Below are 25,784 nucleotides of genomic sequence, written 5' to 3'. Positions count from 1 at the left end.
ATAAAGAGGGGGGGAAATATGACAACGATCCTGCATAAAAATGAAGCTGAAGTGGAACGTCGCCTGATCGAAGTGTTAGGGGAAGGGTATAATCAGTGGAATTGTCGTCCTGATTTAAAATCGGAAGAAGACCTATGGGAGAACTTGCGTCAAAAAATCACGCAAAACAACTTATCAGAAATTGGGGAACATCCAATTTCTGATAAAGAGTTTGACAAGATTAAAACAGAATTATTATCGAAAACGCAGACACCCTTCGATGCTGCAAAATGGCTCAAAGGGGAAAATGGAATTGCTCGTATTACGATTGAACGTGAAGATGTTTCATTGGGTTCCATGTCGTTGGTACTATATTCCAATCAAGACATTGGCGGAGGAATTTCTACATACGAAGTCGTTCACCAGATAGCGAAACAAAAGGCTAACGTTGATGGGCGTGATCGGCGATTTGATGTGACACTTCTCATTAATGGATTGCCTATTGTTCAAATTGAATTAAAACAGGCCAGTGCCAAAGACGGCGTATTCCAAGCCTATTATCAAATCAAGAAATACGCAGAAGAAGGAATGTTTCGAAACAATATCTTTTCTACCTTGCAGTTATTTGTCATTTCCAACGAACAAACGACTCGCTATTTTGCCAATGCGCTGCCAAAAGATATGCATAAGAAATTGCTCTTTAGCTGGCGGACAACGGATAATCGAAAAGTAGAAAATCTCTATGAGTTTGTGAAACAAGTGTTAAACATTCCAGATGCACACCGTTTGATTGCCAATTATACAATTGTGAGTGAAGACCAAGACAACAAAGCTCTAGTGGTATTAAAACCGTATCAAATTCATGCTATAGAAGCCTTGTTTACATCCGCCATGAGGCATCAATCCGGCTTTGTTTGGCATGCGACGGGTTCAGGAAAAACGTTGACAAGTTTTGTGTCTACCAAGTTATTGGCTCGCAAACCAGGTGTAGACCGTACGATTATGCTGATTGACCGAAAAGACTTAGATAATCAAACGACGACAGAATTCACCAAGTTTGCTTCTGAGTTTAATACCGGTATTTCTTCTGGTGATGCAATATCGAATAGCTTGATTGTCGGAACGGGAAGTGCCAAGGAGTTAAGTGATACTCTACTGTCTGATGCCAATTCTAATACAGTGATTATTACCACTCGTCAAAAACTAGAAGCGGCCTTGCGCTATGCCCAAAGGCAAGAGGAGCAAAAAGGTACTCAGCGCTTTAAGAAACTGCTGGGGCAGCATATTGTCTTTGTCGTGGATGAATGCCATCGTGCGTTAAGTGCAAAAGGCATGGAAGTCATTAAGGGGTTCTTTCCAAATTCAACTTGGTTCGGATTTACAGGGACACCGATATTTAATGAAAATAAAAAACAAGCGAAGGGTCGATTATCTCGCACTACTCGTGACCAATATGGAGACGTTTTGCACACCTATACCATTAAGAATGCGTTAGATGATGGTGCTGTTTTAGGGTTTCAAGTAGAGCATGAAGATACAATTGACCCCACTTCATTAAATAATCATATTTTCGTACAGCTGCGTCATCAAGAAAAATACGCCAATTGTAGTGATGATGAAATTAACGATATGATTGATCAAATGGATGGAATCGAAAAAGAAGCATATCTTGAACCATCTTCGTTCGAGAATGATGAACATATTCAAAAAGTCATTCATAAGATTTTTAGGCCGGATAATGCTTATATTAAATTTGATTTTCAAAACGGCCGCCCGCAAAAATCAGCTATTTTAACAACAAGTTCCATTGATATGGCGAAACGTTACTATCAGGCCATTAAAGAAATGACGAAAGATCTAGATTGGTTAACAAAAGAGTTTGCGGGACACCCGATCCGAACAGGGCGTACAATTGAAGATCCTGACTTTCCCCGGATTGCGATTACGTATTCAATGCAAGAAAACGAGGAAGATTCCAAGCAAACTCAAGATGAAATGATTGAGATTATTAAGGATTATAACGATTACTACCACACTGCTTGGTCGATAGAAGATATTGAACGATATAATGGTGATATTAACAATCGGTTAGCTCGTAAAAAAGGGGAATTTAAAGAATTTGGGAAACAAATTGACCTTGTCATTGTTGTCGATCGGTTATTGACTGGTTTTGATGCCCCAACGATTCAAACGTTATTTGTGGATCGGAATTTAAGTTATGCCAATTTGATTCAAGCCTTTTCTAGGACCAATCGTACATATCCAGGAAAGACAAAAGGATTAATTGTGACATTCCGTAAACCTTTCACAATGGAACAAAACGTAAAGAATGCAACGAAGTTATATTCTCATGCACAAGAGGAATCTAGTCTTGTTTATCCAACGTATTATGAATCGAAGAAACGCTTTAGAAAGGCTCACAAAGCGCTAACTACGTTAATTCCCAATCCAACCGATATTGATGAGCACACATCTCTTGAAACCCGAATTGAGTTCGTGAAAGCATTTCAAGAGCTAAATAATTCTTACGAAGCGTTAGTTACATATGATGACTACAACGATGATATAGAGAAATCAGCAGCACTTCAAGAACAGGTGGAAACACTAGAAGAATATATTGGTATCTATCACACGATTAAAGGTTCACTTATAGATGAAGAGGGTCAAGATGGCCCGGAGCCGGATTTTTCAGACATTGAGTTTTATGGAGAAAATGCAGTGAAGATCTATGATATTGATTCAACGTATATTGATCGACTATTAGAAACATACTCGGCCAATAACCAGAATATCCGTAATGAGATCGAAAGCGCACTTCAAAAACTGGATAAGTCAGACATTGTTAAAGACGTATACCGTAAGATGTTAAATGCCATTGATACGGAAAAAGTAGATGAAGAGGAAGATATTCTTGTAGTGAAAAGACGATTCTTCACGAAAAAACGCAGCCAAGCGGTTAGGGAATTTGCGAATACTTGGTTTGTGGCAGAGGATGAGCTGCATTTATCTGCAGTTCAATATGTGATAGGGGCAGACCCTATTCCGAATATCGGAGGAATCATCAATAGCAAGCAATTTGATAAATATAAAGCCGTACATCCAGAAGCAAAACCATTGAAATACGGACCAGAACTGAAGCGCCAGTGGAGAAAGACGTTAGATGAAGTTATTGTACCTTTGAATGATGAATTACGTTAGATTTGATATTTAACGAATCATTAGAAGCTTATTGGGAGAATACTTTATGAACAAAGAATATCAAGAAATGATAGATATTAATAATAATAGTACAAGAAATATAGTTATTGTTGGAAATGGGTTTGATATGAGTATTGGTCTCAAGAGTTCATATCAGAATTTCATTGAATATATTAAGAATAGAAAAAGATTCATAGAAGATTATGAATTATATAACTATAATAGACTTTTTCTGAGGAAATATGAAGATTTCCATTTGAATTGGTCCGATTTTGAAAGTTTATATGAAGAAACGGTTAGAAGAATAAATGATAGATCCCAGAAAAATAAAGAAACTCAAGATATCTTTGACATAACATCTATAAATGATTCTATTAAAAGGTTAGAAGAGGATTTTCATGAATATCTTTCAGCTGAATACCCAAGATGGGTTGAACAAAAGACAATTCAGAATGGGCATTCTGATTTCAAAAAATTCACAGAAGAAGTGAATCCATTTTTTAAAAAAATGATTAAAGATGAAAATACTTTCTTTATTAATTTTAATTATACGAACACAATTAAGGATTTATGTGAGAGTGTGCTTTATGATTCTAGTAATTTACCTCAATCTAAATCAGAAGTGAACAAAGCGATAAAAAGAGTTTTTCATATCCATGGTAGTCTTGAAGAAGAAAATATCTTATTTGGAGGGGGATTTACAGATAGTGAGGAAATAGATAAGATTCATTATTCTCAGTCTTTAATTAATGATAAGTTGTTTAGAATTAAAGAAAATGAATTATTAAATTCAACAAGAAAAAAAATAATATCTACTATTGATTTGAACAATGAAGATATAAATCATAATTTATTTATTATAGGACATTCTCTTCAAGGAAGTGATTTTCCATTCTTATCAAAGTTAATCCAAAAAGCAAATAAGGTGTTTATTTTTTATTATGAAGATGATTATATTTTTAAAATGGAAGAAATTCTAAAAAAATTTGGTTCGACAATTGCTGAGAAAATTGTATTGGTTCCTTTCTTAGAGATATTAATGAAGGATAGATTAATAGTATCAAACTATGAGGAATATAGGACTATAGATCCTTTCTTAACAAATAAATTCCCGGAAGAAGATATATTATCTGAATTATCATTATCTATAGACCATTTTACTTTTCGTAATATTAAGGAATTCAGAATAAGGCCGAGTAATATAGAGAGAGTACTTTGTATTGCTAAAAAAATGGTACAGGATGAAAATGTTTCAAGTATATCTCGGCTATATTTTGAAGAAACAATAGAATCAATTGACTTTAATAAACTTATCAATTCAAAGGATTTTCTAGTTGTGTTGCAGTGGGTGAATAAGGTTATCTTTTCTAATACAGAAATAAATAGTGATTTTTTCATCCAACTATTAAATAGAGGTAGTAGATTAAATTATATTAAAATGGAAAATTGCACACTAATGAATGGATGTAATAAGAGCGCAGATATTTCTGTCTGTAAATCATTGAATAGACTTGAAATAATTGATTGCTCTTATACAGCTAATTTATTAGATACACAAGAGAATATCTTCTCTATTCATTCTTATAAGAACAATAATATAGAAAAATTAACAATATTGAGAAATACAGACATTTTAATTAAAAAAGATATACTGGAAAAATCGACAAATTTATTAGAGGTTAATATTTCTATAACCAATGAGGAAAATGTTTACAAAGAAGAAGTTCATTTAGAAAATCTACAAATTTTACATATTGATTATACCTCAGAATTAGTTCCTAAATTAACAGTAGGAAACAAAATTGAGGAAATAGTTTTAAATGGCTATCCTGACAATTTTATTAAGCTTTCATCGATTATGAGGGATAATAAAGAATCAGTAGGTTTCCCTAAATTTAGACTCTTTCATTTAAAAACTCCAGATCAAATGACTTCATGCCGTAATATCATTGTTGATGTTATCTTAGATGTTTTTTCAAATGATACTAAATTTATTGTAGATAAGGATATAAAGTCAATTAAAGAATATTATTTGGAGTATAGAAATCCTCACTTTCAGTTCTTTAATAGTATTGAGGGTTTAATAGATAACGCTATCTTAATAAAATTAAGCAACTTGTTTTTAGAAATATCAAATATAGGAAATCAATCAATTGTTGAGGAATTTTTAGAAGAAGTGAGTACGAAAATTCAAACTATCAAGTTGATAGGTCAGGATATAGAACAGAAAGCTGTAAGTAATTCAAATAAAAATAATGAATATGACCCGGGGACAAAATCTGTTACTAATAAATATACCAGAATTGATAGTTTGTTATATGAGTATGCAACAGGAAATAAATCTGTAATTGAAGAAATTTATAAAACTTTAAAGCAAGAGAATAAAGCCGCTATTGTAATGGAAGTTTACCTTGAAATCACGGATGAGATTGATCATATAAAATTAAACACAGAAGAAGATGTACTAGAACTAAAACGTAAATTGTTAACACAAGCCCGAGATAAAGTCATTAAGGATTTTTCTAAAGCGTGGTTTGTTTCAAAAGATGAACTTGATCTATCAGCTATACAGTATGTTGCAGGTGCCAATAGTATTCCCAATATTGGTGGGATTATTAATAGTAAAGATTATGATAGCTACAAGACCAAAAATTTGGAAGCTAACCCAATTAAGTATGCCCAGGCAATGAAACAAGATTGGCATAAAGCGTTGGATGAAAAGATAGCGTGGTTGAATGATGAATTAAGAAGAGTTGAAAAGTAAATAAAGCTAGAGCTAACCACGATTAATGAAAATAGTTAATGGAGTCCCCACCTCCTCTGTCCCTCTTGAGTTATATATTTTTTTGAATACAATAATGGAGAAGCAGAATACTAAGGGTTAGATAGTCCCCAATTACTAAATAATCGGGGACTATTTTATATAACAATGATCTTGGAACTACTTGATCCATGGAAGTTTGTCCAGTGTTATTACATCGGCAATATCAAGGTTGAAAAGATTCTTAAAATGAGATATTAAGTACTAGGACAGGTTTAAACCATTTTTTTCGCTATTTCAACGAGTAATTTATGACGACATTCGCCTTTGCTCTTTTAGACGTGTTCGCAATAATCGACCTTCTTTCCACTTCTTTTAGATATTTTTGAATGGTTTATACGAGCGTTCACTTCGATTATTTATTATCAATCTTCACCCGCCCATTATCTAAATATGCTTTTGGCTTATTCCATTGATTACTACCCCATTGAGATTGTTTAATCTGTTTGTTCTGTATATACAAAATCCAATTAAATTTTATTAATTATTCTTAAAAGTCTTTTTATTTGTTCAAACGTATTTTTATTAATTACAATATAAAGCATATATTGTTTGATATTTTTGAAGTACCCTATAGATTTTGATCTGATATGATTTCGACTAATACTGCTGTATGATTCAAGGTTAAAATTCTATTATGATTGTTGGTCTAAAACGCTGAGAAGTAGACAACGCTAATAACGCCGCAACAGCGAATGGTAAACATGTTCGAACAGTGTTTCGAAACCTACAGCGATTTCCTTCGCTATTTAATTCTCAGCTTTTGTAATGACTTCCATCCTTCTTGTTTATAAAAAAGTAAGGGCAACCTTCTTCAAGTTAGTTGATAGCGAACTATTTCATCTTTTCAAATTTGTATTGGTTATTTATGAATTTATGACTGCAAATAACCAGACTTTCTAGCAATTTGCTATACTAAATGAAAAACCGCAAAAGAGTCCAGAGAATAATCCCTGAACCCCACATCCCTCACTTCATATACCGATACTCCCGCAAACTCTCCAAAATCGCAACCTCTTGCAGCAGTTCCTCACCCACATTCGTTTCCTTCACTTTCTTCCGCTCAAGCTCTTTGTCCACTAATCGTTTCACCGTTAAGACGTCGGTTCCGGTGCTTAGGACTTCTGCCTTGGAGTTGAAGTGTTTATGGGCGACGAGCTGCATGCCGTAGGAGTTGTATAGCAGCGTGTAGCCGGCGATGCCTGTTGTGGATTGGTAGGCTTTGGAGAAGCCGCCGTCGATGACGATCATTTTTCCGTTTGCTTTGATTGGGTCTTCTCCTTCGATTTCTTTTACAGGTGTATGGCCGTTGATGATATGGCCATGATCTGGATTGAGGCCGAATTCTGCCAGGATGTTTCGGCAGGTTGCCTCGTCCTCGCGTAAATAATAATAGGGGTTTTTCTTTTCTTTATGCGTTTCCTTCTCTTTAATGAAATAACGCTCAAATGTCGTCATGGCGCGTTTTCCGAAGAGGGAGGAGTACTCGCCTGTCCATAAATACCAGGCCATATCAGTCGCCAGGTCATCGGTTTCTTCCGGGTGAGCAAAGGCTTCCCGTAAGAATCGTTCAAATACATCGAGCAGCTCACGGCCCGCATACGGTTTATCGTCAATCATCATCGTTTCCATATTGCCATTTTCATCGACAGGAATACAGCCATGAATCAACAGGTTGCCGTTATATTTTAAATAAAGGCTGCCTTTTTTCATCATAAAATTCATATGGCGGCCCAGCTTTTCGGAATGCTGGACAGAGAACAGCAGCTTGTTTATGACTTCTGCTTCTTCCTCTAATAGCTCATCTGGCTGTTCCGGATTCACCGTCGCAAAGCAGGTGTTTTCCAGTTGATATGTTTTTCCGTGCAGCGTGATTTCGTTTTTGTCATAATCTATTTTCTCTAATAACAGCCGTTCCTCCATATTAAAGTTCGGCCGTCTCTTGATAATCGGGCTCTCAAGCTTGAATTGGATCATCGCAATCGCTTGATGGATTTTGGTGATTTGCTTAATCTCATCCTCTGGCCTGTTGTCGTCTGCTTTTGGACGGAACGCTGGATTATCGTCATAATATTTTTCGGCCAGGTTTAGCAGCGGTCTCAGGTTGATGCCGTACACGTCCTCAATAATATCCAGGTTGTCGTAGCGGGCACAGATGCGGATAATATTGGCCAGGCACACTTTGGAACCGGCATAGGCGCCGATCCAAAGGACATCGTGATTTCCCCACTGAATATCGACAGAATGATAGTTGATCAGTTCTTCCATAATTCTATCTGGCTGCGGTCCGCGGTCGTAAATATCGCCGACAACATGCAGATGGTCGACCACCAGCCGCTGAACGCTGTAAGCAAGGCCGGTGATCAGCTTATCGGCTTGGCCAAGCTCAATGATCTGATCAATGATTTCGGAGTAATATTGCTCCTTGTTGCCAGCTTGTTCTGTTTTGTATAGCAGCTCCTCCGTAATATAAGCAAACTGGGCAGGCAGTGCTTTGCGCAGTTTGGAGCGGGTATACTTGGAGGAGCAATAAGAAACGAGCTTAATCATTCGATTAATCGTTTCTTTATACCACTCGTTTAATGCCGCTTTCGCATCAAAGTCATGTTTGATTAACTTCAGCTTGTCTTCCGGATAATAGACCAATGCCGCTAATTCATCGATTTCTCTATCGTAAATGACACCGCTAAAGATGTCGCGTATCTTCTCTTTGACTCGTCCTGAACCATTGCGCAGCACGTGCTGGAATGCCTGATACTCCCCGTGCAAATCACTGACAAAATGCTCAGTGCCCTTTGGCAGGTTCAATATCGCTTTCAAATTAATGATTTCTGTTACCACTTTTTCTTCACAATCGTATTTTTGCGCGAGTAGATCTAGGTACTTGCTTTCCAAAATCGTCCATCCCCTTTTTAGAATAAACCCCTATTTATGAGCATGTGCATGATAAGGTGAATTTAAAAGTATGACATTGGTTTTCATTATTGGACCTTTATATGATAGTACCGCATAACTGCTTTTAGAGACAATTGAAACGAGTGGATAAAGTGAAACACAAAAAAACCAGATGTCAAATCTGGTTTCCTGTTCAAAGCAAACTATTGTTGTTTTTCTTTCAACATCTTGATAAAGAGGAAAAAGACAATGAATACGATAAAGTAGTTCATTGGATTCTTAACGATGCTCATCTCCAGGGAAATCTGTAAAAGTATCCAGAGCGCGAAGATGGCTAGTATGGCAGGAATGATGATTTTGTACATGTCGACCACCTTCCATAGTTAATGAAAGAAGAGTTCTATATTAGAAGCAAGATGCAGCAGCCCCTGTCATCCCACCGCCAACCGCGCCGGTAATCGCACCAACAGCGCCAGCCCCTACAGTTCCAATACCGGGGATTGTGACTGTTCCTACGGCAGCTCCTGCAAGACCTAGTGTACCTCCACCTGTTATCGCACCGCCGCCAGTACCTAGAATACATTTTCCAACGGATTGAGTGCTGATTGTACCGCTAGTTTGTCTAGAGTCTTGGTTTACAACTTTGATCAAAACGCCATGATCAATTTTTTCGTATTGAAGTGTAACAGGATCACCATTTTTGTCAGTTGAGCTTCTAGGGAGAACTTGTTCTTCGCCTGTTACATGATCTTTTAATATTGCATTTCCATCAGCAAGCTGAACATCTGCATGATCGAACGTCATCTTCAGCTCACTATCATTGAGGTTTTCAATATTGTATGTAGCTTGGGATTCTGTAGCATTCGCTGCAATAGGTAAAACCGGGAGGGCTAAGGCACCTACTAGGAATACCAAGGCCGCCAATTTTACTGTGGTTAGCTTCATTATCCTTTGCATCATTTATCCTTCTCCTTTGGTTGCCATACTAACAGAGACGTTTTGCCTGTTAAACCCTTAAATTAAGAAGTGACTGAAATTTCATTATATCGAACTACCTATATTTACATTTTCGTTTCAAAAGTCATAGATAATTGATGAGACTTTTCATTCTAGTAACACCACTAATATTTTTCTACATAGGAACACCACTTTTTTACTGAAGTATTCATAAAAGAAAAAGAGTTGCTAATGTAAAATAGTTCACAACAAAAAGCTATGTTTAATCGGCTATACGCTTTGGGGCATTATTGACGCTACGGCATGATCTATGTTGCTCGTGACAATGAAGGAAACGGATCCATGAAGCGATATAAGAAAGATTCATTTGAGTGGTACAAAAACGTTATTCATACGAATGGCGAGGAACTATAAGAAGCTGGCCCGAATCAAGCACTTTTACTGAAGTGCGGTTCGGGTTTTTGGTATGACCTGACCCAATATCCAGTAATGGGAATACATTACCAGATCTGATTGCTATGTTATGATTTCACCTGTAAGATCCTTTTTTGTATAATTTAATATTAGAACGGAAGAAAGGGAGAGAGTTTGTGAGAAAAAAGGGATGAAAGCGGGTGTCTGACTGAAGATTTTAAGATCATGATAGAGTTCCCTCAGCAAATCTCCTGACAAAAATTTGGCGAGGAAGGGGCAACATCACATTGAAAAACATTTTAATAAGAGCTGGCATATCACCATTTGATACATTTAACGCAGCTGAAATGATTGTTCGCAACTCCATTGGCGGCAATGTAGGAAACCTAGTATATGCCTACAGTGTGTTTCGCACGCTGATGACAGAAGGGACAACGATTACTCCTGATTATTATCGGATTCATCCAGCGGATGCTGAACAAATTAATAAAACATATGATATGTATATTATTCCGCTGGCAGATGCATTCCGCGAGGATTTCGTGCCTTCTTTACGGAAATATACCCAATTAATTAAGAAACTAACCATTCCAGTTGTTGTGATTGGTGTTGGTTTACGGGCTCCGTTTGAACCAAAATTAAATGAAGGTTTTCCTTTTGATGAGGATGTAAAGGCGTTTGTAAGTGCCGTGCTGGAGAGATCAAATATGATCGGTGTCCGCGGTGAAATTACAGCGAAATATCTTTCAAGATTAGGTTTCCGTGAAGGCATTGACCATACGGTAATTGGCTGTCCTTCTATGTATGCGTTTGGCAGAGAACTGAAGATAAGAGAAACCAATATCACACCGGAATCAATGGTGACGGTTAACTCATCAAGGCTGTCTCCAAAGCATGTGCTGGATTTCATTACAAGAAGCATGAAAGAGTTCCCGAATCATTACTTTATTCCGCAATGGCGAAAAGAAATGATTCTGACGTATGCGGGTGCGCCTGCGCTGGCGAAGCCTGCTGATAATTATCCGGTCAGCATGGAAGACCCGGCTTATCAGAATGATAGAGTCCGATTCTTTTTAAATGTGCCGACTTGGCTGGATTTTCTGAGACAAGCCGATTTGAGCTTTGGCGCAAGGCTGCATGGAAATATCGCGGCGACGATTGCCGGTACACCGAGCCTGTTGCTTCCGAAAGATGCCAGAATGCGTGAATTAGCTGAGTACCATCAATTAACGCATGTCATGGCAAATGAGATAACTGATCAGACAAAACTGTCAGAATTAATCGAAACACTTAATTTTCATCAGCCTGAGAAACAGCAAGCGCAAAACTTTGACCATTTCATCAGCTTCTTGAATCAAAATGAATTAGACCATATTTATAAAGAGAAAGCGATTCCTGATACCGTTCCTTTTGAAGAAAAACTATCTAATACGAAGCTTCTTCCGCCTGTGACTACAGTTAGCGGCTGCAGTTCCACAGAAACAGCGAAACGCTGGGAAGCGCTTATGGCATTAGAAGTTGCCAAAAAGGAAAAAACCATTAAAGATCTGAAGAAAAAGGTCAAAAAGTATCAGGGCACTTTAAATCGAAAATCAGTGCGTATCGCCTTGAAAACAGCAAATATGCTGAGTGTGAAGTAACCATTCACTAACATTACAACTATATTACAGTTATATAAAACTTGCAATATTTTTGGAATAAAAAAGAAAGCCGCAATGCTGCCAATCTGGCAATTGCGGCTTTCTTATATTAGTTACGGATTAGGTAATCAAACGCGCCGAGAGCGGCAGTTGCACCTGATCCCATAGAAATAATAATCTGATTGTACGCACTGTCTGTGCAGTCGCCGGCAGCAAATAAGCCAGGTACGCTTGTTGCGCCGTGTTTGTCGACAATGATTTCGCCGATGCGGTTGCGTTCAACCGTTCCTTCTAACCATTCTGTGTTTGGCACGAGACCGATTTGGACGAATACACCTTGAAGTTCAACGTGTTTTTCTTCGCCCGTTTCGCGGTCTGTGTATGTGATGCCGTTAACGCTCTGATCGCCTGTGATTTCTTTTGTTTGTGCATTTTTCACGACAGTGACGTTTGGCAGGCTATAGAGACGTTTTTGCAGGACTTCGTCTGCCTTCAGTTCTGGCGCGAACTCTAGCACGGTAACGTGATTGACAATACCTGCAAGGTCAATCGCTGCTTCGATTCCAGAGTTTCCGCCGCCGATCACCGCAACGTCTTTGCCTTCAAACAATGGCCCATCACAATGCGGGCAGTATGCGACACCTTTGTTTTTGAACTCTTGTTCACCAGGTACGTTGACATTGCGCCAGCGTGCACCTGTTGAAAGGATCACTGTTTTACTTTTTAGGACAGCGCCGTTTTCGAGTTCAAGTTCGAACAGATCTTTCTTCTCAAGGCGTTTCGCACGCTGAAGGTTCATGACATCAATATCATATTCCTTCACATGCTCTTCAAGACTTGCCGCAAGCTTCGGTCCTTCCGTCGCTTTGACGCTGATGAAGTTTTCGATGCTCATGGTGTCAAGAACCTGTCCGCCGAAGCGTTCAGCGACAACACCAGTGCGGATGCCTTTACGTGCAGTGTAGATCGCTGCACTTGCACCAGCAGGTCCGCCTCCGACAACAAGAACGTCAAACGGCTCTTTGTCAGCAAACTCAGATGCATCTGCGCCGCTGCCCATTTTCGCAAGAATCTCTTCAAGCGTCATACGGCCGCTTCCGAAGGATTCGCCATTCAGGTAAACGGTCGGCACTGCCATAATGTTTTTGCTTTCAACTTCTGCTTTGTATGCTGCACCGTCAATCATCGTGTGCGTAATGTTCGGGTTCAGCACGCTCATCATGTTTAAAGCTTGTACAACATCAGGACAGTTGTGGCATGTCAGGCTGATATAAGATTCAAAGTGGTATTCACCACTGATCTTCTTCACCTGATCAATGACTTTTTGGTCTACCTTAGGCGGTCTGCCGCTCACTTGGAGCAACGCCAACACTAATGATGTAAATTCGTGGCCCAGAGGGATACCGGCGAAAGTCACGCCAGTGTCTTCTCCGACACGATTGACACTGAAGCTTGGCGTTCTGTTTAATTCAGCTTTTTCAACTGAAATTTTAGATGACATGGAAGCCAGCTCATCAACGAGAGCCAGCATGTCCTTAGAAGTGTCATCTTCGCCTGCGCTAACTTTGAGAACAATGTCATTCTCAATTAGCTGCATATATTGATTTAATTGTGCTTTGATATTTGCATCAAGTACCAATTGAATGCACTCCTTAGATTTTACCTACTAGATCAAGGCTAGGTGTAAGAGTTTCGCCGCCTTCTTCCCATTTAGCCGGGCAAACTTCACCTGGGTTTTGACGAACGTATTGAGCTGCTTTTACTTTGCTGATCAGGTTGCTTGCGTCACGGCCGATACCGCCCGCATTGATTTCTACAGTTTGGATAACGCCATCTGGATCGATGATGAATGTTCCGCGGTCAGCAAGACCAGATTCTTCGTCAAGAACATCGAAGTTGCGAGAGATCGTTTGAGATGGGTCACCGATCATTGCGTAAGTGATTTTGCCGATTTTTTCAGAGCTGTCATGCCAGCCTTTGTGTACGAAGTGAGTATCTGTAGAGATAGAGTATACTTCAACACCTAATTCTTGAAGTGCAGCGTATTGGTTTTGAAGATCTTCAAGCTCAGTTGGGCATACGAAAGAGAAATCTGCTGGGTAGAAGCAGAACACGCTCCATTGGCCTTTCAAAGATTCGTTTGTTACATCGATGAATTCACCGTTTTTGAATGCTTTTGCTTCGAATGGAAGTACTTCTTTACCGATTAAAGACATAATGTATATTCCTCCTAAAAATGTATTAGAAAGCATATTCGCTTTCAATAATAATTCTAATTATATATGAATTATTAATTAATATATATTTTTTGTCAAGCCATAACCTACTTTTTTTCATCTTGTTAAAGGTGTGACAGGTAGGATTTAGGCATTTCTTTTATAACAGATGAGAGGCTGATTCTCAATTAGACAAGGTTTTCAAGGACTTTTATAAACGAGAATGCCAAGACGTTGTAAGCATTTGAACATTTTATGACACCATAGGCAAGGAGCAAAGGACAAAGACCAAAAGCAGAATAGAACAAAACAGCAAGCTGCTGTCACATGATGGTCTTGGGGATTGTTTCTAGCTATTATTGTATCACTGTTTATGATATTTAAAACATAACTTATGTCTTCTGTTGTTTGAGAAGAAAACATAGATGAAAAAAACACGGTTCAGTTGAAACTGACCGTGTTTTTGATACAGGTTATTCAGACCAATTTGTATGGAAAACGCCGTCCATATCAGTCCGTTCATACGTATGAGCGCCAAAGTAATCGCGCTGCGCCTGCAAGAGGTTCGCATTGGAACGCCCTGCGCGGTAGCCGTCGTAATAAGAGAGCGCTGTTGTTAAGCATGGGAATGAGCTTCCGGTGCTGATGCCCTCGCAAACGACTTTTCGCATGCCTGTTTGATAAGCCTGGAGCTTATCTGAGAAATAAGGCGCAATCATCAGGTTTGACAGGTTTGGCTGCTCGCTGAATGCTTCACTGATCACGTTTAGGAAATCTGCGCGGATGATGCAGCCGCCGCGGAAAATCAACGCGATGTCTTTGAGCGGCAGGCTCCAGCCGTAAAGCTCAGATGACATTTTGTATTGGGCAAAGCCTTGTGCGTAGGCGCATACTTTCCCCATGTAAAGAGCCTGTCTGACGTATTCGATCCACGTGTCTTTATCAAAATGTTTTTCTTCCGTTTCCGGGCCTGCTAATACATCTTGAGCCGCTACGCGTTCTTCTTTTAAGGATGATAGGTAGCGGGCGAACAAGGACTCTGTGATGATCGTGGACGGGATGCCGTTATCAATTGCCTGCATGCTCGTCCATTTTCCGGTTCCTTTTTGGCCGGTTTTATCAAGAATGACATCGATCAGAGGCTGCCCTGTTTTTTCGTCTTTTTTGCGTAAAATCTCAGCTGTAATCTCTATTAAATAGCTTTTCAGCTCACCTTGATTCCATGTTTCAAAAATAGATGCAATTTCATCAAGTGGCAGACGCAGCGTTTCTCTTAAAAACGTATACGCTTCTGCAATCAGCTGCATGTCGGCATACTCAATGCCGTTGTGCACCATTTTTGTAAAGTGCCCTGCTCCTTTTGGTCCGATATAGACACAGCAAGGGTCGTTTCCGACTTGAGCTGCGATTTTTGTCAGGATAGGAGCGCCTTTCTCATAGACGTCGCGATCTCCGCCCGGCATGATGGAAGGCCCTGTTAATGCGCCGACTTCACCGCCGGAAATGCCGACTCCTAGGTAGCCGATCCCTTTTTCCTTCAGCTCGTCATATCTTCTTTCTGTGTCTTCATAGTGGGAGTTTCCTCCATCCATGATGATGTCGCCTTCCTCAAGCAAAGGCATTAATGATTGGATGACGGAATCTACGGGTTTACCCGCTGTGACCATCAAAAAGATTTTTCTTGGTTTCTCTAACGATTGAACAAAGTCCTCTAGCTCGTAATACGGGCTGAGAGATTGTCCATCCAGCTTTTGAACAAGCTGGTCCGTTAGATCTCTGGTGTAATTATAGACAGCGACGTTTTCACCTTTATTTGCCATGTTTAAGGCGATGTTGCTTCCCATTACGCCTAAGCCTATGACACCAATCGTATTCAACATGTGTTACAGCTCCTTCTTAATTTCATACAACTAAACTTAACAATAAAATGAATCCCAGTCCAGCAACGGAAATAATGGTTTCCAGCAATGTCCATGTGGCAAATGTTTCTTTCATGCTTAATCCGAAGTATTCCTTGAACATCCAGAAGCCGGCGTCATTGACGTGTGAAGCGATGACACTTCCGGCGCCTGTTGCAAGCACGACTAACGCCAGGTTAACATCAGAATGCCCCAATAACGGTATGACCAAACCCGTTGTGCTTAGCGCGGCAACAGTGGCTGAACCTAGAGAAATGCGCAGGATCGCTGCGATAAGCCATGCCAGAATGATTGGCGATAATGCCGTTCCTTTGAATAAGTCTGCTACGTAATCGCCAACACCGCCGTTGATCAGCACTTGTTTGAAGGCGCCGCCGCCTCCGATGATTAAAAGCATCATGCCGATTTGTGAAATGGCAGTTGAACAAGAGTCCATCACAGTTTTGACTGGAATGTTGCGTTTGATCCCCATTGTATAGACTGCAACCAATAACGAAATAATCATAGCAGTCGACGCGTTTCCAATCAATCTGATAAAAGCTAAAACGCCATTATCTGCAAACCCGATTGTTTCTTGAAGCAGGTCGATAATGGTCGCGACCGACATGATGATAATCGGGAGCATTGCAGTAAAGACACTGATTCCAAAGCCGGGTGTTTCTTCAAGGTTAAACGTTTTTTGTGTGCCGAGTGATGCAATATTGCCGTTTTTCTCAAATGATGCAGGAACGATTTTTTTCGCGAACTTTGTAAATAACGGTCCTGCGATGAGCACTGTCGGAACAGCAACGATAAAGCCGTACAGCAGCACCTCTCCAATGTTTGCGCCATACTCACCAGCGATCGCCGTTGGTCCCGGGTGCGGCGGCAGAAAACCGTGCGTGACGGATAGTGCCGCGACCATCGGGATTCCAAGAAATAAAATAGAAATCTTCAATTCTCTTGAAATCGCAAAGACAATCGGAATTAATAGAACGAGTCCTACTTCAAAAAATAACGCAATCCCAATAATGAATGAGGCAATGACAACAGCCCATTGAATATTTTTCTCACCGAATTTGTTAACGAGCGTCATCGCAATGCGCTGTGCGCCTCCTGAATCCGCGATCAGCTTGCCCAGCATCGCACCGAGTCCGAAGATGAGCGCGATGTGGCCAAGAGTCCCCCCTATTCCTTGTTCGATGGAGCTGACAACTTTATCGAACGGCATCCCGAGTGCCAGTGCCACGCCGAACGATACGACCAGCAGGGAAATAAAAGTGTTTAGTTTTAAGCCCATAATCAAAAATAGTAATGCTAAGATCCCAAGTGCAACGATGATTAACGGCATGGTAATGCCCTCCCCTTCATGTCATGTACTATTTGTGTGTGATTAAGCCCCTCTGATAATTTGCAATTTGCGTATATTGATTTTCTAAGGATCTTGATAGATTGATGAAAATCGGCATTAATGTTCTGTACTCTTTGGCTGAGTCTTCGATCGGCGTATGTCTGTATGTGCTGCCGATCATGTCGGACACGGCGTCAAAAGAATCGATTTTTCCTGTCGCATACAGGCCTAAAATGCAGGCGCCGAGACATGAGCTTTCGTAGCTTTCCGGAACGACAACCTCTGATTCGAAGATATCCGACATCATTTGGCGCCAAACCTCCGACCTTGCAAATCCCCCTGTTGCTTGGATGCGGGTTACCGGGCCATCCATGCATTCTGTTAACGCCAGGAACACCGTGTACAGGTTGTAAATGACGCCCTCTAATGCCGCACGTATCATATGCTCTTTCTTATGCGACATAGTCAGGCCGAAAAAGGAGCCGCGTACATCTGGATTCCACAACGGAGCACGTTCTCCGGCGAGATATGGGTGGAACAGCAGACCGTCAGAACCGGGTCTGACGCGTTGGGCAATTTTCGTCAGCACGTCATATGGATCAATGCCCAGCCGTGTCGCTGTTTCGATTTCGGAAGAGGCAAACTCGTCTCTGATCCAGCGAAGGACGATGCCCCCATTGTTCACAGGTCCCCCGATCACCCAATGCTTGTCCGTCAAGGCGTAGCAGAAAATTCTCCCTTTTTCATCGGTTTGCGGCTTGTCAATAATTGTCCGGATGGCGCCGCTTGTTCCAATGGTGACGGCGATTTCGCCTTTTTTAATGGCGTTGACGCCGAGGTTGGAGAGCACGCCGTCGCTGGCCCCGATGACAAAAGGCGTTTCCGGATCGATTCCCATCTGAATCGCTATTTCTGGGCTGCAGTGCTGAAAGATCTCGGTTGTCGGCACGAGTTTGGATAAGTGATCCGGCGTAATGCCTGCGATGCACAGTGCCTCTTCGTCCCAATCCAAGCTTTTCAGGTTCATCATGCCTGTCGCTGATGCCAAGGAGTAATCGATGACATACTCATTGAACAGCTGTTTAAACATGTACTCTTTGATGCCGATATATTTTTTTGCCTTGGAAGCGATTTCTTTCCGTTCATTCGTGATCCAGGCAATTTTACTTAACGGTGACATCGGATGAATCGGTGTTCCCGTCCGTTTGTACACCTCATGTCCGTTCAATTCATCTTTGATCTTATGCGCCCAGCTTTCGCTTCGGTTGTCGGCCCATGTAATGCATGGCGTCAGCGGCTTGTCATTTTCGTCGATTGCAATGACGCTGTGCATGGCGCTGCTGAACGAAATGAAAGAGATCTGTTTTTCGGGATGCTGTTTTGTAATTCTCGCTGTTGTTTGGATGACGGCCTGAAAAATCTCTTCCGGATTTTGTTCAGCTGTTGAGATGTCCGGTGTATAGAGCGGGTAGCCGATGCTTTCTTTCTGTACCACATTTCCGTTTTCACTGAACAGCACAGCTTTTGTGCTTGTTGTGCCGATATCGATTCCTAACATATAACTAGTCATTGTTGTATTCAGCTCCTTTTGCCAGCATTTGTTGTGAGAGCCACAGGTCTTCTACCTTTTCTTGCACATCATCAAAGTTTTGGTGAAGTGACTGAATCATCAGCGCCCTATCCTTTGTTTTGATGGCTTGAATATAAAGCTCATGGTTATCTAAAATCCTTGTGAAGTCATCATATTTTTCCTTTAACCGTACCCGCATGGATAAAAGAATAAAGCTTTCCATGACAGGTTTTAGATTGTTCCAGATCATTTGAATGTATGAATGATCGATGGCTCTGATTATCGTTTCATGGAACAGCACATCTTGAAATGAAAATTCGTCAGCGTCTTCATATTTGATTGAAACTTTCATCATTTCAAGAATTTTGCTGAGATCCTTAACTAAAGGCTCAATGTCTATTTTGACGAGCCGTTCAAAGACAAATGTTTCTAATAGTAAACGCACATCATAAATTTCCGCGATTTCCTTCTCAGTTAAACCAATTACGACCGCTCCCATTCGTTCTAAGCGGATGATTTTTTCGGATGCGAGTATTTTTAGTGCTTCACGAACCGGCGAACGGCTTACTGAAAACTCGGCGGCAATCGTATTTTCTGATAAAATGGTACCGCTTTCAATCAGGCCTGAAACGATCCGCATTCTCAGCTCGTATGCGACACGAACCCCGGTTGACGCTTTTGAGAGCCACTTTGCGGGATACAACAGGTCTTTGGAATCTAGCATACACTCACCTTCCTCACTCAAGGAGTATACTTGTATACAAGTATGATAACGTGAATGTTTCTTTTATGCAAACACTTTCATTTCTAATTTTTAATTAAATTTTTACCATATTATATAGTATTTATTTCCAGTGGAAGTATGGTACATTGGAGATCAATAGGTTAATGAATCATGTTTTGAAAGAGGCGATTTGGATGAAAATCATCATTGCACCTGATTCTTTTAAGGAAAGTTTATCAGCTTTGGAGGCCGCCGACGCGATAGAAAGAGGTTTCAAATCGGTCTTTCCGGGTGCTGATTACAGAAAATTGCCGATGGCGGACGGCGGCGAGGGAACCGTTCAGTCGCTCGTTGATGCTACAAATGGAAGGGTCATAGAGCAGGTTGTGACAGGACCGCTGGGAGAACCGGTAAAAGCGTTTTTTGGCATGATGGGTGATGGGAGAACAGCTGTGATTGAAATGGCTGCTGCTTCAGGGCTGCATCTGGTGCCCGTTGATAAACGAAATCCGCTCGTCACTACAACAAAAGGAACGGGAGAATTAATTGAAGCGGCTCTTGATGCGGGAGCGGAGCGTTTGATCATCGGAATCGGGGGGAGCGCCACGAACGATGGAGGAGCCGGAATGATCCAGGCATTGGGCGGAAGGCTTCTTGATGACTCAGGACGCGAGATCGGCCCAGGGGGCGGCGCGCTATCACAGCTTGCATCAATAGATATTAGCGGGCTTGATCCCAGGTTGCAGAATGTCAAACTGGAAGTCGCGTGTGACGTGGATAATCCGTTGACAGGGCCAAAAGGAGCTACGGCTGTTTTCGGGCCGCAAAAAGGCGCGACGTCCGACATGGTGGATGTACTAGAACAGAACCTAAGCCATTTCGCTGATATCACAGAAAAAGCGCTCGGAGCAACCTTGCGAGAAAGAGAGGGCGCCGGTGCAGCGGGCGGTCTTGGGTGGAGCCTGCTGACTTTTCTTCAGGCTGATTTGAAAAGAGGCATTGATATCGTTCTTGAAGCGGTTTATTTTGAAAATATCGTTCAAGATGCAGATCTTGTAATTACCGGTGAGGGCCGGATTGACAGCCAAACGGTTCACGGAAAAACGCCGATCGGGGTAGCTAAGGCGGCTAAATCATACGATGTGCCCGTCATCGGCATTGCGGGATCAATATCACCGGACAGTGATGCCGTCTACCAGCACGGCATCGATGCGCTTTTCAGCATCGTTCCCGGAGCCGTGCCTCTAGAAGACGCGTATGAACATGCCGCGGAATATATGGAAAGAACGGCGCGGGATATCGCGGCGTCTATCAAATTGGCGAAAACGATGTTTTTGATATAGCCGGTGCACATGCCAATGCATAGCCATCCTTCTTTTGGGGTAGAGACAGTTAACACATAATGAGGAATTCATCCCAGAAGGAGGACGCAGATATGACTGTACAAGAAATTAAAGGCAAAAAACTAGTTAAAGGCATTGCGCCAAATGTGGAGCCGGAAGCTCTGTTACATGATAAACGAAAAGTATTTTTGTTTGGTTCCCCTAGTTACACAAATATTGGCGACCAAGCGATTGCGTATGCGGAAGAGAAATTTATCAAAAATCATTTTCCGTATTATGAATACATTGAAATTATGGATTATGCGACGGATGAGGGCATTGAACTGGTGAAGGAGATCATTCGTGAAGACGATATTGTCTGCTTTACAGGCGGAGGGAACTTAGGAAACCTATATCTCGATATTGAGGAAGACAGAAGAAAGGTCTTCTCGGCGTTTAAAGACTACAAATCGATTTCTTTGCCACAATCCGTTTATTTTGAGGATACAGAGGAAGGGCAGAAGGAAAAGAAAAAAACACAGGATGCGTACCATCAAAATACAAACTTAACGATTGCTGCGCGCGAGACGCAAACGCTCGATGTGGTGAAAGAGACCTTCAACTCCAATGTGATCTTTACACCGGACATGGTGCTTTCCTTGGATATTGTGCCGCGAGAGCTCGAGCGGGACGGCGTTCTCTTTATTTTAAGAGCGGATAAGGAGAAAGTGACTGACGAAGATTTTATTTCACAGATGAAGAAATGGGCAGAAAAAACAACTTACACGGAGCGTACCGATACGGTGCTGGATACGGTCGACACCATCGATTACGCCGATCGTGAAAAGCATTTTATGGAGATGCTGGACCGCATCGGCTCCAGTAAATTGGTGATTACCGACCGCCTTCACGCGATGATTTTCTCGATTATCACGAAAACACCTTGCCTTGTCTTCGGGAACAGCTATGGCAAAGCCAAACATTCATACCGAGATTGGCTTGAAGGCTTAAACTTCATTGAGTATACGGATAAGAATGATGTTGAGGAGCTGGAGCGCATGATTGACCGCCTGCTTCAAGCAGAGCCGAATGACGTTGATTTGTCTAAGGATTTTCAGCCGCTGATTGATTTTTTTAGATCATAAAGGAAAAAGCAGACTGCTGACAGTCTGCTTTTTTGTGTATTAATGATCGTCTTCCAAACGAACGATTTCATCAATGATCCGGGCTTGCTCTTGCTCAGCCACTTCGTTTGAGATGATATCTTCTTTTGATAGGTTTTCAATCGCTTGGTATTGGGCGTATAACGAATGTTTCTTCAAAATGGTTTGTTGTTTGTTTTTGAGTTCTGGGTACGTTTCGAATAATTGATTTGTTTGTTGATGCAGCTGGCTGACCTCTTCTTTGTATTGGTCTGTCAGTTCGCTGGAGACAGCTTCGTGTATAAGCAAATGATGTTTGGATTGCTGGACTTCTTTGATGGCGGTTTCTAAGCGATGTCCTTTTGCTAGCAGTTCCTCATATTCCTGATTGCCTTCATCCCTTTGATTCACGCCTAACCGTTCAAGAAGCGGTTTGATGCTGAGGCCCTGGACAACGAGGGAGAATAAAACAACACTGAAGGCGAACACAAGAATGTCTTCACGCCCCGGAAAGTCTCTCGGCAGGCTCAGCACCAGTGCGATGGATAGAGAACCCTTCAGCCCGCCCCAATTAATCGTATGCTGCCATGAAGCCGGAAAGTTTTTGATAAAGGCCAGACTGATATAGACGGCGGCACTTCGGGCGATGAGCACAATCACAATCGCCGTAACGGCCAAACCCCATTTATCAGTGAGGTCAATTCTCGTAATCTCAAGTCCGACCATTAGAAAGACAAGGGAGTTCGCAAGCAAGGCGGCGACGTCCCAAAAGTTATTGATATTCAGCTTTGTCGTCGGGCTCATGCCGATGTTGGCGCCATAATTACCGAAAATAAGAGCGGCGACAACAACGGCGATTACCCCGGAGGCACCTGCCATTTCCGCCAATAGAAATGAACTGTAAAACAGAATGATACTGAAAATAATTTCTAAAGGGTAATCATCAAAATACTTGGTGAGCTGGGAAAAGACATATCCAAGTATGCCTCCGATGATCAGGCCGAGAGAAATCACTTTGACAAACTCCCACAGGCCTAAACCGGCGCCTTGGATGCCGAGATCCAGATATGTCATCAAGTAAAAAGCGGAAATGTTGAACAGCACAACCGCCAGCCCGTCATTGAACAGGCTTTCTCCTTCAACGACGATCGAAAGCTTTTTCGGCGCGCCGACACTTTTGAATATGGACAGCACACTCACGGGGTCAGTCGCGCTCATCAGCGCCGCAAAAACAAACGCCGCTGGAATAGCCAGATGCATAAGCCACATGGAAGAAAAGCCGACGATCAGAAACGAGATGAGTGTACCGCCGAAAGCCAGTGCCAGAACGGGCCGTTTGTTTTCTCTCAAATGGGAAAAAGGAAGTTTCAGCGCCGCTTCTCCTAATAAAGCCGGCAAGAATAGTGTTATGATGACAAAGTTAAAGACTTCTCCTTCAGTAATAAAATCTTTAAGCGGTTCTAAGAGCGGAATATGTACAAGTCCAATGATCGTTCCGACAATCACCAGTGCGATGGGATAAGGCTGCCTGCACTTCTTGGCAATCGCAGTGATTCCGGCTGCGATCATAACCAGCAAAAAACCCAGTTCGAAAATATGATGCAAGTCTAAGTGGTCCATTTGAACCTCCTTTATGTTAATCGTGCAACGAAAGAATTACCCTCATTTTGTGAATGATAAACATATCTTATGTAAGACAGCTCTATGCCAGTCTGGAGAAAGCAAAAAAGCAGGCAATTTGCCGGCTTTTGGTTTCTTTATTCTATAAGCCAATGGAATTTACTGCACTCGACACATGAGCACGAACTTTATCAAATGATAATTGACCCTTCATTTTATCAGTGACACTGTCAATCGCTTTTCCTGACATATGATGGTCGAGCATTTCCCGCTTTGTCTTAACAGCCTGCTCGGCATCTGTGATGCTATCAAGGATTGAAGACAAGTGTTTGCGGTCTTCCTGGAGAGCATAGCTTAGTTGTTTCTTGATTGAATTCATCAGCGCCAATTTTTGTTCTTGTCTTTTCTTCTCTTTGTACACCGCCAATTGTTCCGGTGTCATTTCAGATGTATCTAGATGGGCATTTGAAAAAAGCGAGGTGCTTGAATGCTGGCTCGTCACACTTTGCATAAAACGGTCTGCATCTGTTGGTTTTTTATTCATAAAATTCATGTCTCTTTCTCTCCTTACGAAATCCCCATCCGGCTGGCCGCTGCCAGATCCGCATCATGGTAAGCGTGTCCCATATGGCCAAGGTCATCTGACACCATATGAAGCAAGTGCTGTAAATGAAGTGCTGCATCTACAGCCTGATCATACTTTTCTTTTGAGTAAAAAAGGTGATGCGGTTTGTTCATTTTAAGCTTATTGATCAAATCATCGACATCAGAAATTGATAATTCATCATATGTGCCAAAACCAACCATTCGTGTATGCATGTTCCTGACATCCTCAATAGAATCCTTTACGATGTCATCAATTCTTTCAATTTGGCGTATAATCTTAGACCATTCTGATTCAGCGATATGTTTTAACTGTGTGCTTGTATTCATTAATACATGTGACTTAATGAGAATTGAAACACCTGTATTGCCTTTTACATTCGTTGATTTCATTTGCTTAAGCATCGCTACCGCAAACTCTGGATTGTTTTTTAACACATCATCTACAGTTTGGACAGAGCCGTCTGAATTGAAGTTATAGCGGTCCAGACCGTGACTCCCCATTAATGCTTCAACAAATAATGTGACATCAAGAGATTGATTGCCGTAATGTTTAAGAGCAAGCCCAAGCATTTTCACTTCATTAGGGAGACCATTATTTTGTACACCATTCGGCAAAGCCTCGTCATACATTACTTTCACTTGACCCACTTCAGCGGCATCACGATTCAGCAATGATAAACCATCATTTAAATTAATATATTCTGTTAAGCGGCTGCGGAAATCCCCTTTTAACGCCCGGGCTTTGACATCCTCAGGCAGGTTTTCATATATGTTTGGGTTCTCGAAAGTAACGCCACGTTTGATAAAGTCATTCATCACGACTGCATAGCTTGCGTTAGAACCGCCTAATGAGTGACCGGTGACTTGAATGTCAGCATTTTTAAAGTCTTTATGTATTTTTTTTGCATATTGATCCGCCTGAATGGCTTGGTTCTCTGTCCCGTCATCAAATGGTTTTTTGCCCACCAAATAACTAGTGTCCATGTGCAGCCAATCCTGCAAAATCTCATTTGAATATTCACGAAGCCCTTTTGCTGAGTCATAAAAGGAACCATCTTCATCTTCAGGAATGTTGATTCCTTTTTTCTCTACTTCTTTAATAAGCTGTTCCCGCTCATCACGATATTGTTTTATTGTATCTTGAAATTGGCCGGGGCTGATGGGTTCTGATCCGCGGTATGCGATGATGGCGTTTTGGATTTTTTCTTTGTTTTTTCCATGATTGGAAATTTTGTATTCTTTTTCGGATACTAAAGTAAGGGCATCAAGCCCTTTTTTCGTTTTTTTATAATCAACTACATATAACTTTTGTCCATTACTTATCTCAATATTAGTACCAATATGATAGTTTCTAAGATTATATGCAGCACTTGATGCTTTATTATAATCTTCGTCTGTAAGTGAATTCTTTTTTCTAGACATTTCTTCACT

Annotated in this window: 17 protein-coding genes and 1 pseudogene; 6 read left to right on the top strand and 12 right to left on the bottom strand. The window is 41.2% G+C overall.

Going from position 1 to position 25,784, the window contains the following annotated elements:
• Positions 1 to 18 precede the first annotated feature (18 nt).
• Both MY9_RS20430 and MY9_RS20425 read left to right on the top strand, forming a co-directional pair.
• The gene (locus MY9_RS20430; protein ID WP_014666069.1) at positions 19 to 3,177 is read left to right on the top strand and encodes a type I restriction endonuclease subunit R; all 3,159 of its coding nucleotides are present in this window, start codon (positions 19 to 21) and stop codon (positions 3,175 to 3,177) included.
• A 46-nt stretch (positions 3,178 to 3,223) separates the two neighbouring features.
• Positions 3,224 to 5,941 carry an AbiH family protein gene (locus tag MY9_RS20425; RefSeq protein WP_014666068.1) on the top strand — a complete coding sequence of 906 codons (2,718 nt, stop codon included), beginning with the start codon at positions 3,224 to 3,226 and terminating at the stop codon, positions 5,939 to 5,941.
• A gap of 1,026 nt (positions 5,942 to 6,967) precedes the next feature.
• Here MY9_RS20425 and fbp read toward each other — a convergent pair.
• The 3 genes from fbp to MY9_RS20410 all read right to left on the bottom strand — a co-directional run bounded on the left by fbp (position 6,968) and on the right by MY9_RS20410 (position 9,850).
• Positions 6,968 to 8,893 (bottom strand): fructose-1,6-bisphosphatase, encoded by a 1,926-nt coding sequence (gene fbp / locus MY9_RS20420; protein ID WP_014666066.1) that lies wholly within the window; start codon positions 8,891 to 8,893, stop codon positions 6,968 to 6,970.
• A gap of 203 nt (positions 8,894 to 9,096) precedes the next feature.
• Positions 9,097 to 9,258: a hypothetical protein gene (locus tag MY9_RS20415; RefSeq protein ID WP_014666065.1), complete on the bottom strand. Its 162-nt coding sequence runs from the start codon at positions 9,256 to 9,258 to the stop codon at positions 9,097 to 9,099.
• 40 nt (positions 9,259 to 9,298) lie between these two features.
• A complete protein-coding gene (locus MY9_RS20410) occupies positions 9,299 to 9,850 on the bottom strand; it encodes a hypothetical protein (protein ID WP_041521546.1) in 552 nt (183 codons plus the stop codon).
• Positions 9,851 to 10,112: 262 nt separating this feature from the next.
• On the opposite strand from MY9_RS20410, the pseudogene MY9_RS21715 reads away from it, so the two are divergent.
• Both MY9_RS21715 and MY9_RS20405 read left to right on the top strand, forming a co-directional pair.
• A pseudogene (locus tag MY9_RS21715) lies at positions 10,113 to 10,264 on the top strand (family 1 glycosylhydrolase); the annotation flags it as partial.
• Positions 10,265 to 10,551: 287 nt separating this feature from the next.
• Positions 10,552 to 11,904 carry a polysaccharide pyruvyl transferase family protein gene (locus MY9_RS20405; protein WP_014666063.1) on the top strand — a complete coding sequence of 451 codons (1,353 nt, stop codon included), beginning with the start codon at positions 10,552 to 10,554 and terminating at the stop codon, positions 11,902 to 11,904.
• A gap of 109 nt (positions 11,905 to 12,013) precedes the next feature.
• Here the strand turns inward: MY9_RS20405 and ahpF are convergent, their stop codons facing one another.
• The 6 genes from ahpF to gntR form a co-directional block, all read right to left on the bottom strand.
• A complete protein-coding gene (ahpF, locus tag MY9_RS20400) occupies positions 12,014 to 13,543 on the bottom strand; it encodes an alkyl hydroperoxide reductase subunit F (protein WP_014666062.1) in 1,530 nt (509 codons plus the stop codon).
• Positions 13,544 to 13,556: 13 nt separating this feature from the next.
• Entirely contained in the window at positions 13,557 to 14,120 is a 564-nt protein-coding gene (gene ahpC / locus MY9_RS20395; protein ID WP_014666061.1) for an alkyl hydroperoxide reductase subunit C, read from the bottom strand.
• Positions 14,121 to 14,593: 473 nt separating this feature from the next.
• Positions 14,594 to 16,000 carry a decarboxylating NADP(+)-dependent phosphogluconate dehydrogenase gene (gene gnd, locus MY9_RS20390; RefSeq protein WP_014666060.1) on the bottom strand — a complete coding sequence of 469 codons (1,407 nt, stop codon included), beginning with the start codon at positions 15,998 to 16,000 and terminating at the stop codon, positions 14,594 to 14,596.
• A gap of 22 nt (positions 16,001 to 16,022) precedes the next feature.
• Positions 16,023 to 17,369, bottom strand: coding sequence for a gluconate permease GntP (gntP, locus tag MY9_RS20385; RefSeq protein ID WP_014666059.1), 1,347 nt, complete (start codon positions 17,367 to 17,369; stop codon positions 16,023 to 16,025).
• A gap of 28 nt (positions 17,370 to 17,397) precedes the next feature.
• Entirely contained in the window at positions 17,398 to 18,939 is a 1,542-nt protein-coding gene (gntK, locus tag MY9_RS20380; RefSeq protein ID WP_014666058.1) for a gluconokinase, read from the bottom strand.
• On the bottom strand, positions 18,932 to 19,663 hold the full coding sequence (gene gntR, locus MY9_RS20375; RefSeq protein WP_014666057.1) for a gluconate operon transcriptional repressor GntR: 732 nt from the start codon (positions 19,661 to 19,663) through the stop codon (positions 18,932 to 18,934). The genes gntK and gntR overlap by 8 nt, the downstream gene beginning before the upstream one ends.
• 194 nt (positions 19,664 to 19,857) lie before the next feature.
• Between gntR and MY9_RS20370 the strand changes: the two genes are divergently transcribed.
• Together MY9_RS20370 and MY9_RS20365 are read left to right on the top strand one after the other, a co-directional pair.
• The gene (locus tag MY9_RS20370) at positions 19,858 to 21,006 is read left to right on the top strand and encodes a glycerate kinase (protein ID WP_041521545.1); all 1,149 of its coding nucleotides are present in this window, start codon (positions 19,858 to 19,860) and stop codon (positions 21,004 to 21,006) included.
• 92 nt (positions 21,007 to 21,098) lie between these two features.
• Entirely contained in the window at positions 21,099 to 22,130 is a 1,032-nt protein-coding gene (locus MY9_RS20365; protein ID WP_014666055.1) for a polysaccharide pyruvyl transferase family protein, read from the top strand.
• Between the two features lie 39 nt (positions 22,131 to 22,169).
• On the opposite strand, the gene MY9_RS20360 is transcribed toward MY9_RS20365, so the two are convergent.
• From MY9_RS20360 to MY9_RS20350, 3 genes are all read right to left on the bottom strand, one after another.
• Positions 22,170 to 23,747: a Na+/H+ antiporter gene (locus MY9_RS20360; protein WP_014666054.1), complete on the bottom strand. Its 1,578-nt coding sequence runs from the start codon at positions 23,745 to 23,747 to the stop codon at positions 22,170 to 22,172.
• Between the two features lie 142 nt (positions 23,748 to 23,889).
• Entirely contained in the window at positions 23,890 to 24,300 is a 411-nt protein-coding gene (locus tag MY9_RS20355; RefSeq protein WP_014666052.1) for a hypothetical protein, read from the bottom strand.
• A 14-nt stretch (positions 24,301 to 24,314) separates the two neighbouring features.
• Positions 24,315 to 25,775 (bottom strand): DUF2974 domain-containing protein, encoded by a 1,461-nt coding sequence (locus MY9_RS20350; protein WP_014666051.1) that lies wholly within the window; start codon positions 25,773 to 25,775, stop codon positions 24,315 to 24,317.
• Between the last annotated feature and the right edge of the window lie 9 nt (positions 25,776 to 25,784).

This window comes from Bacillus sp. JS, assembly GCF_000259365.1.
Lineage (GTDB): Bacteria > Bacillota > Bacilli > Bacillales > Bacillaceae > Bacillus > Bacillus stercoris.
This window is presented reverse-complemented; position numbering and strand designations above follow the sequence as displayed.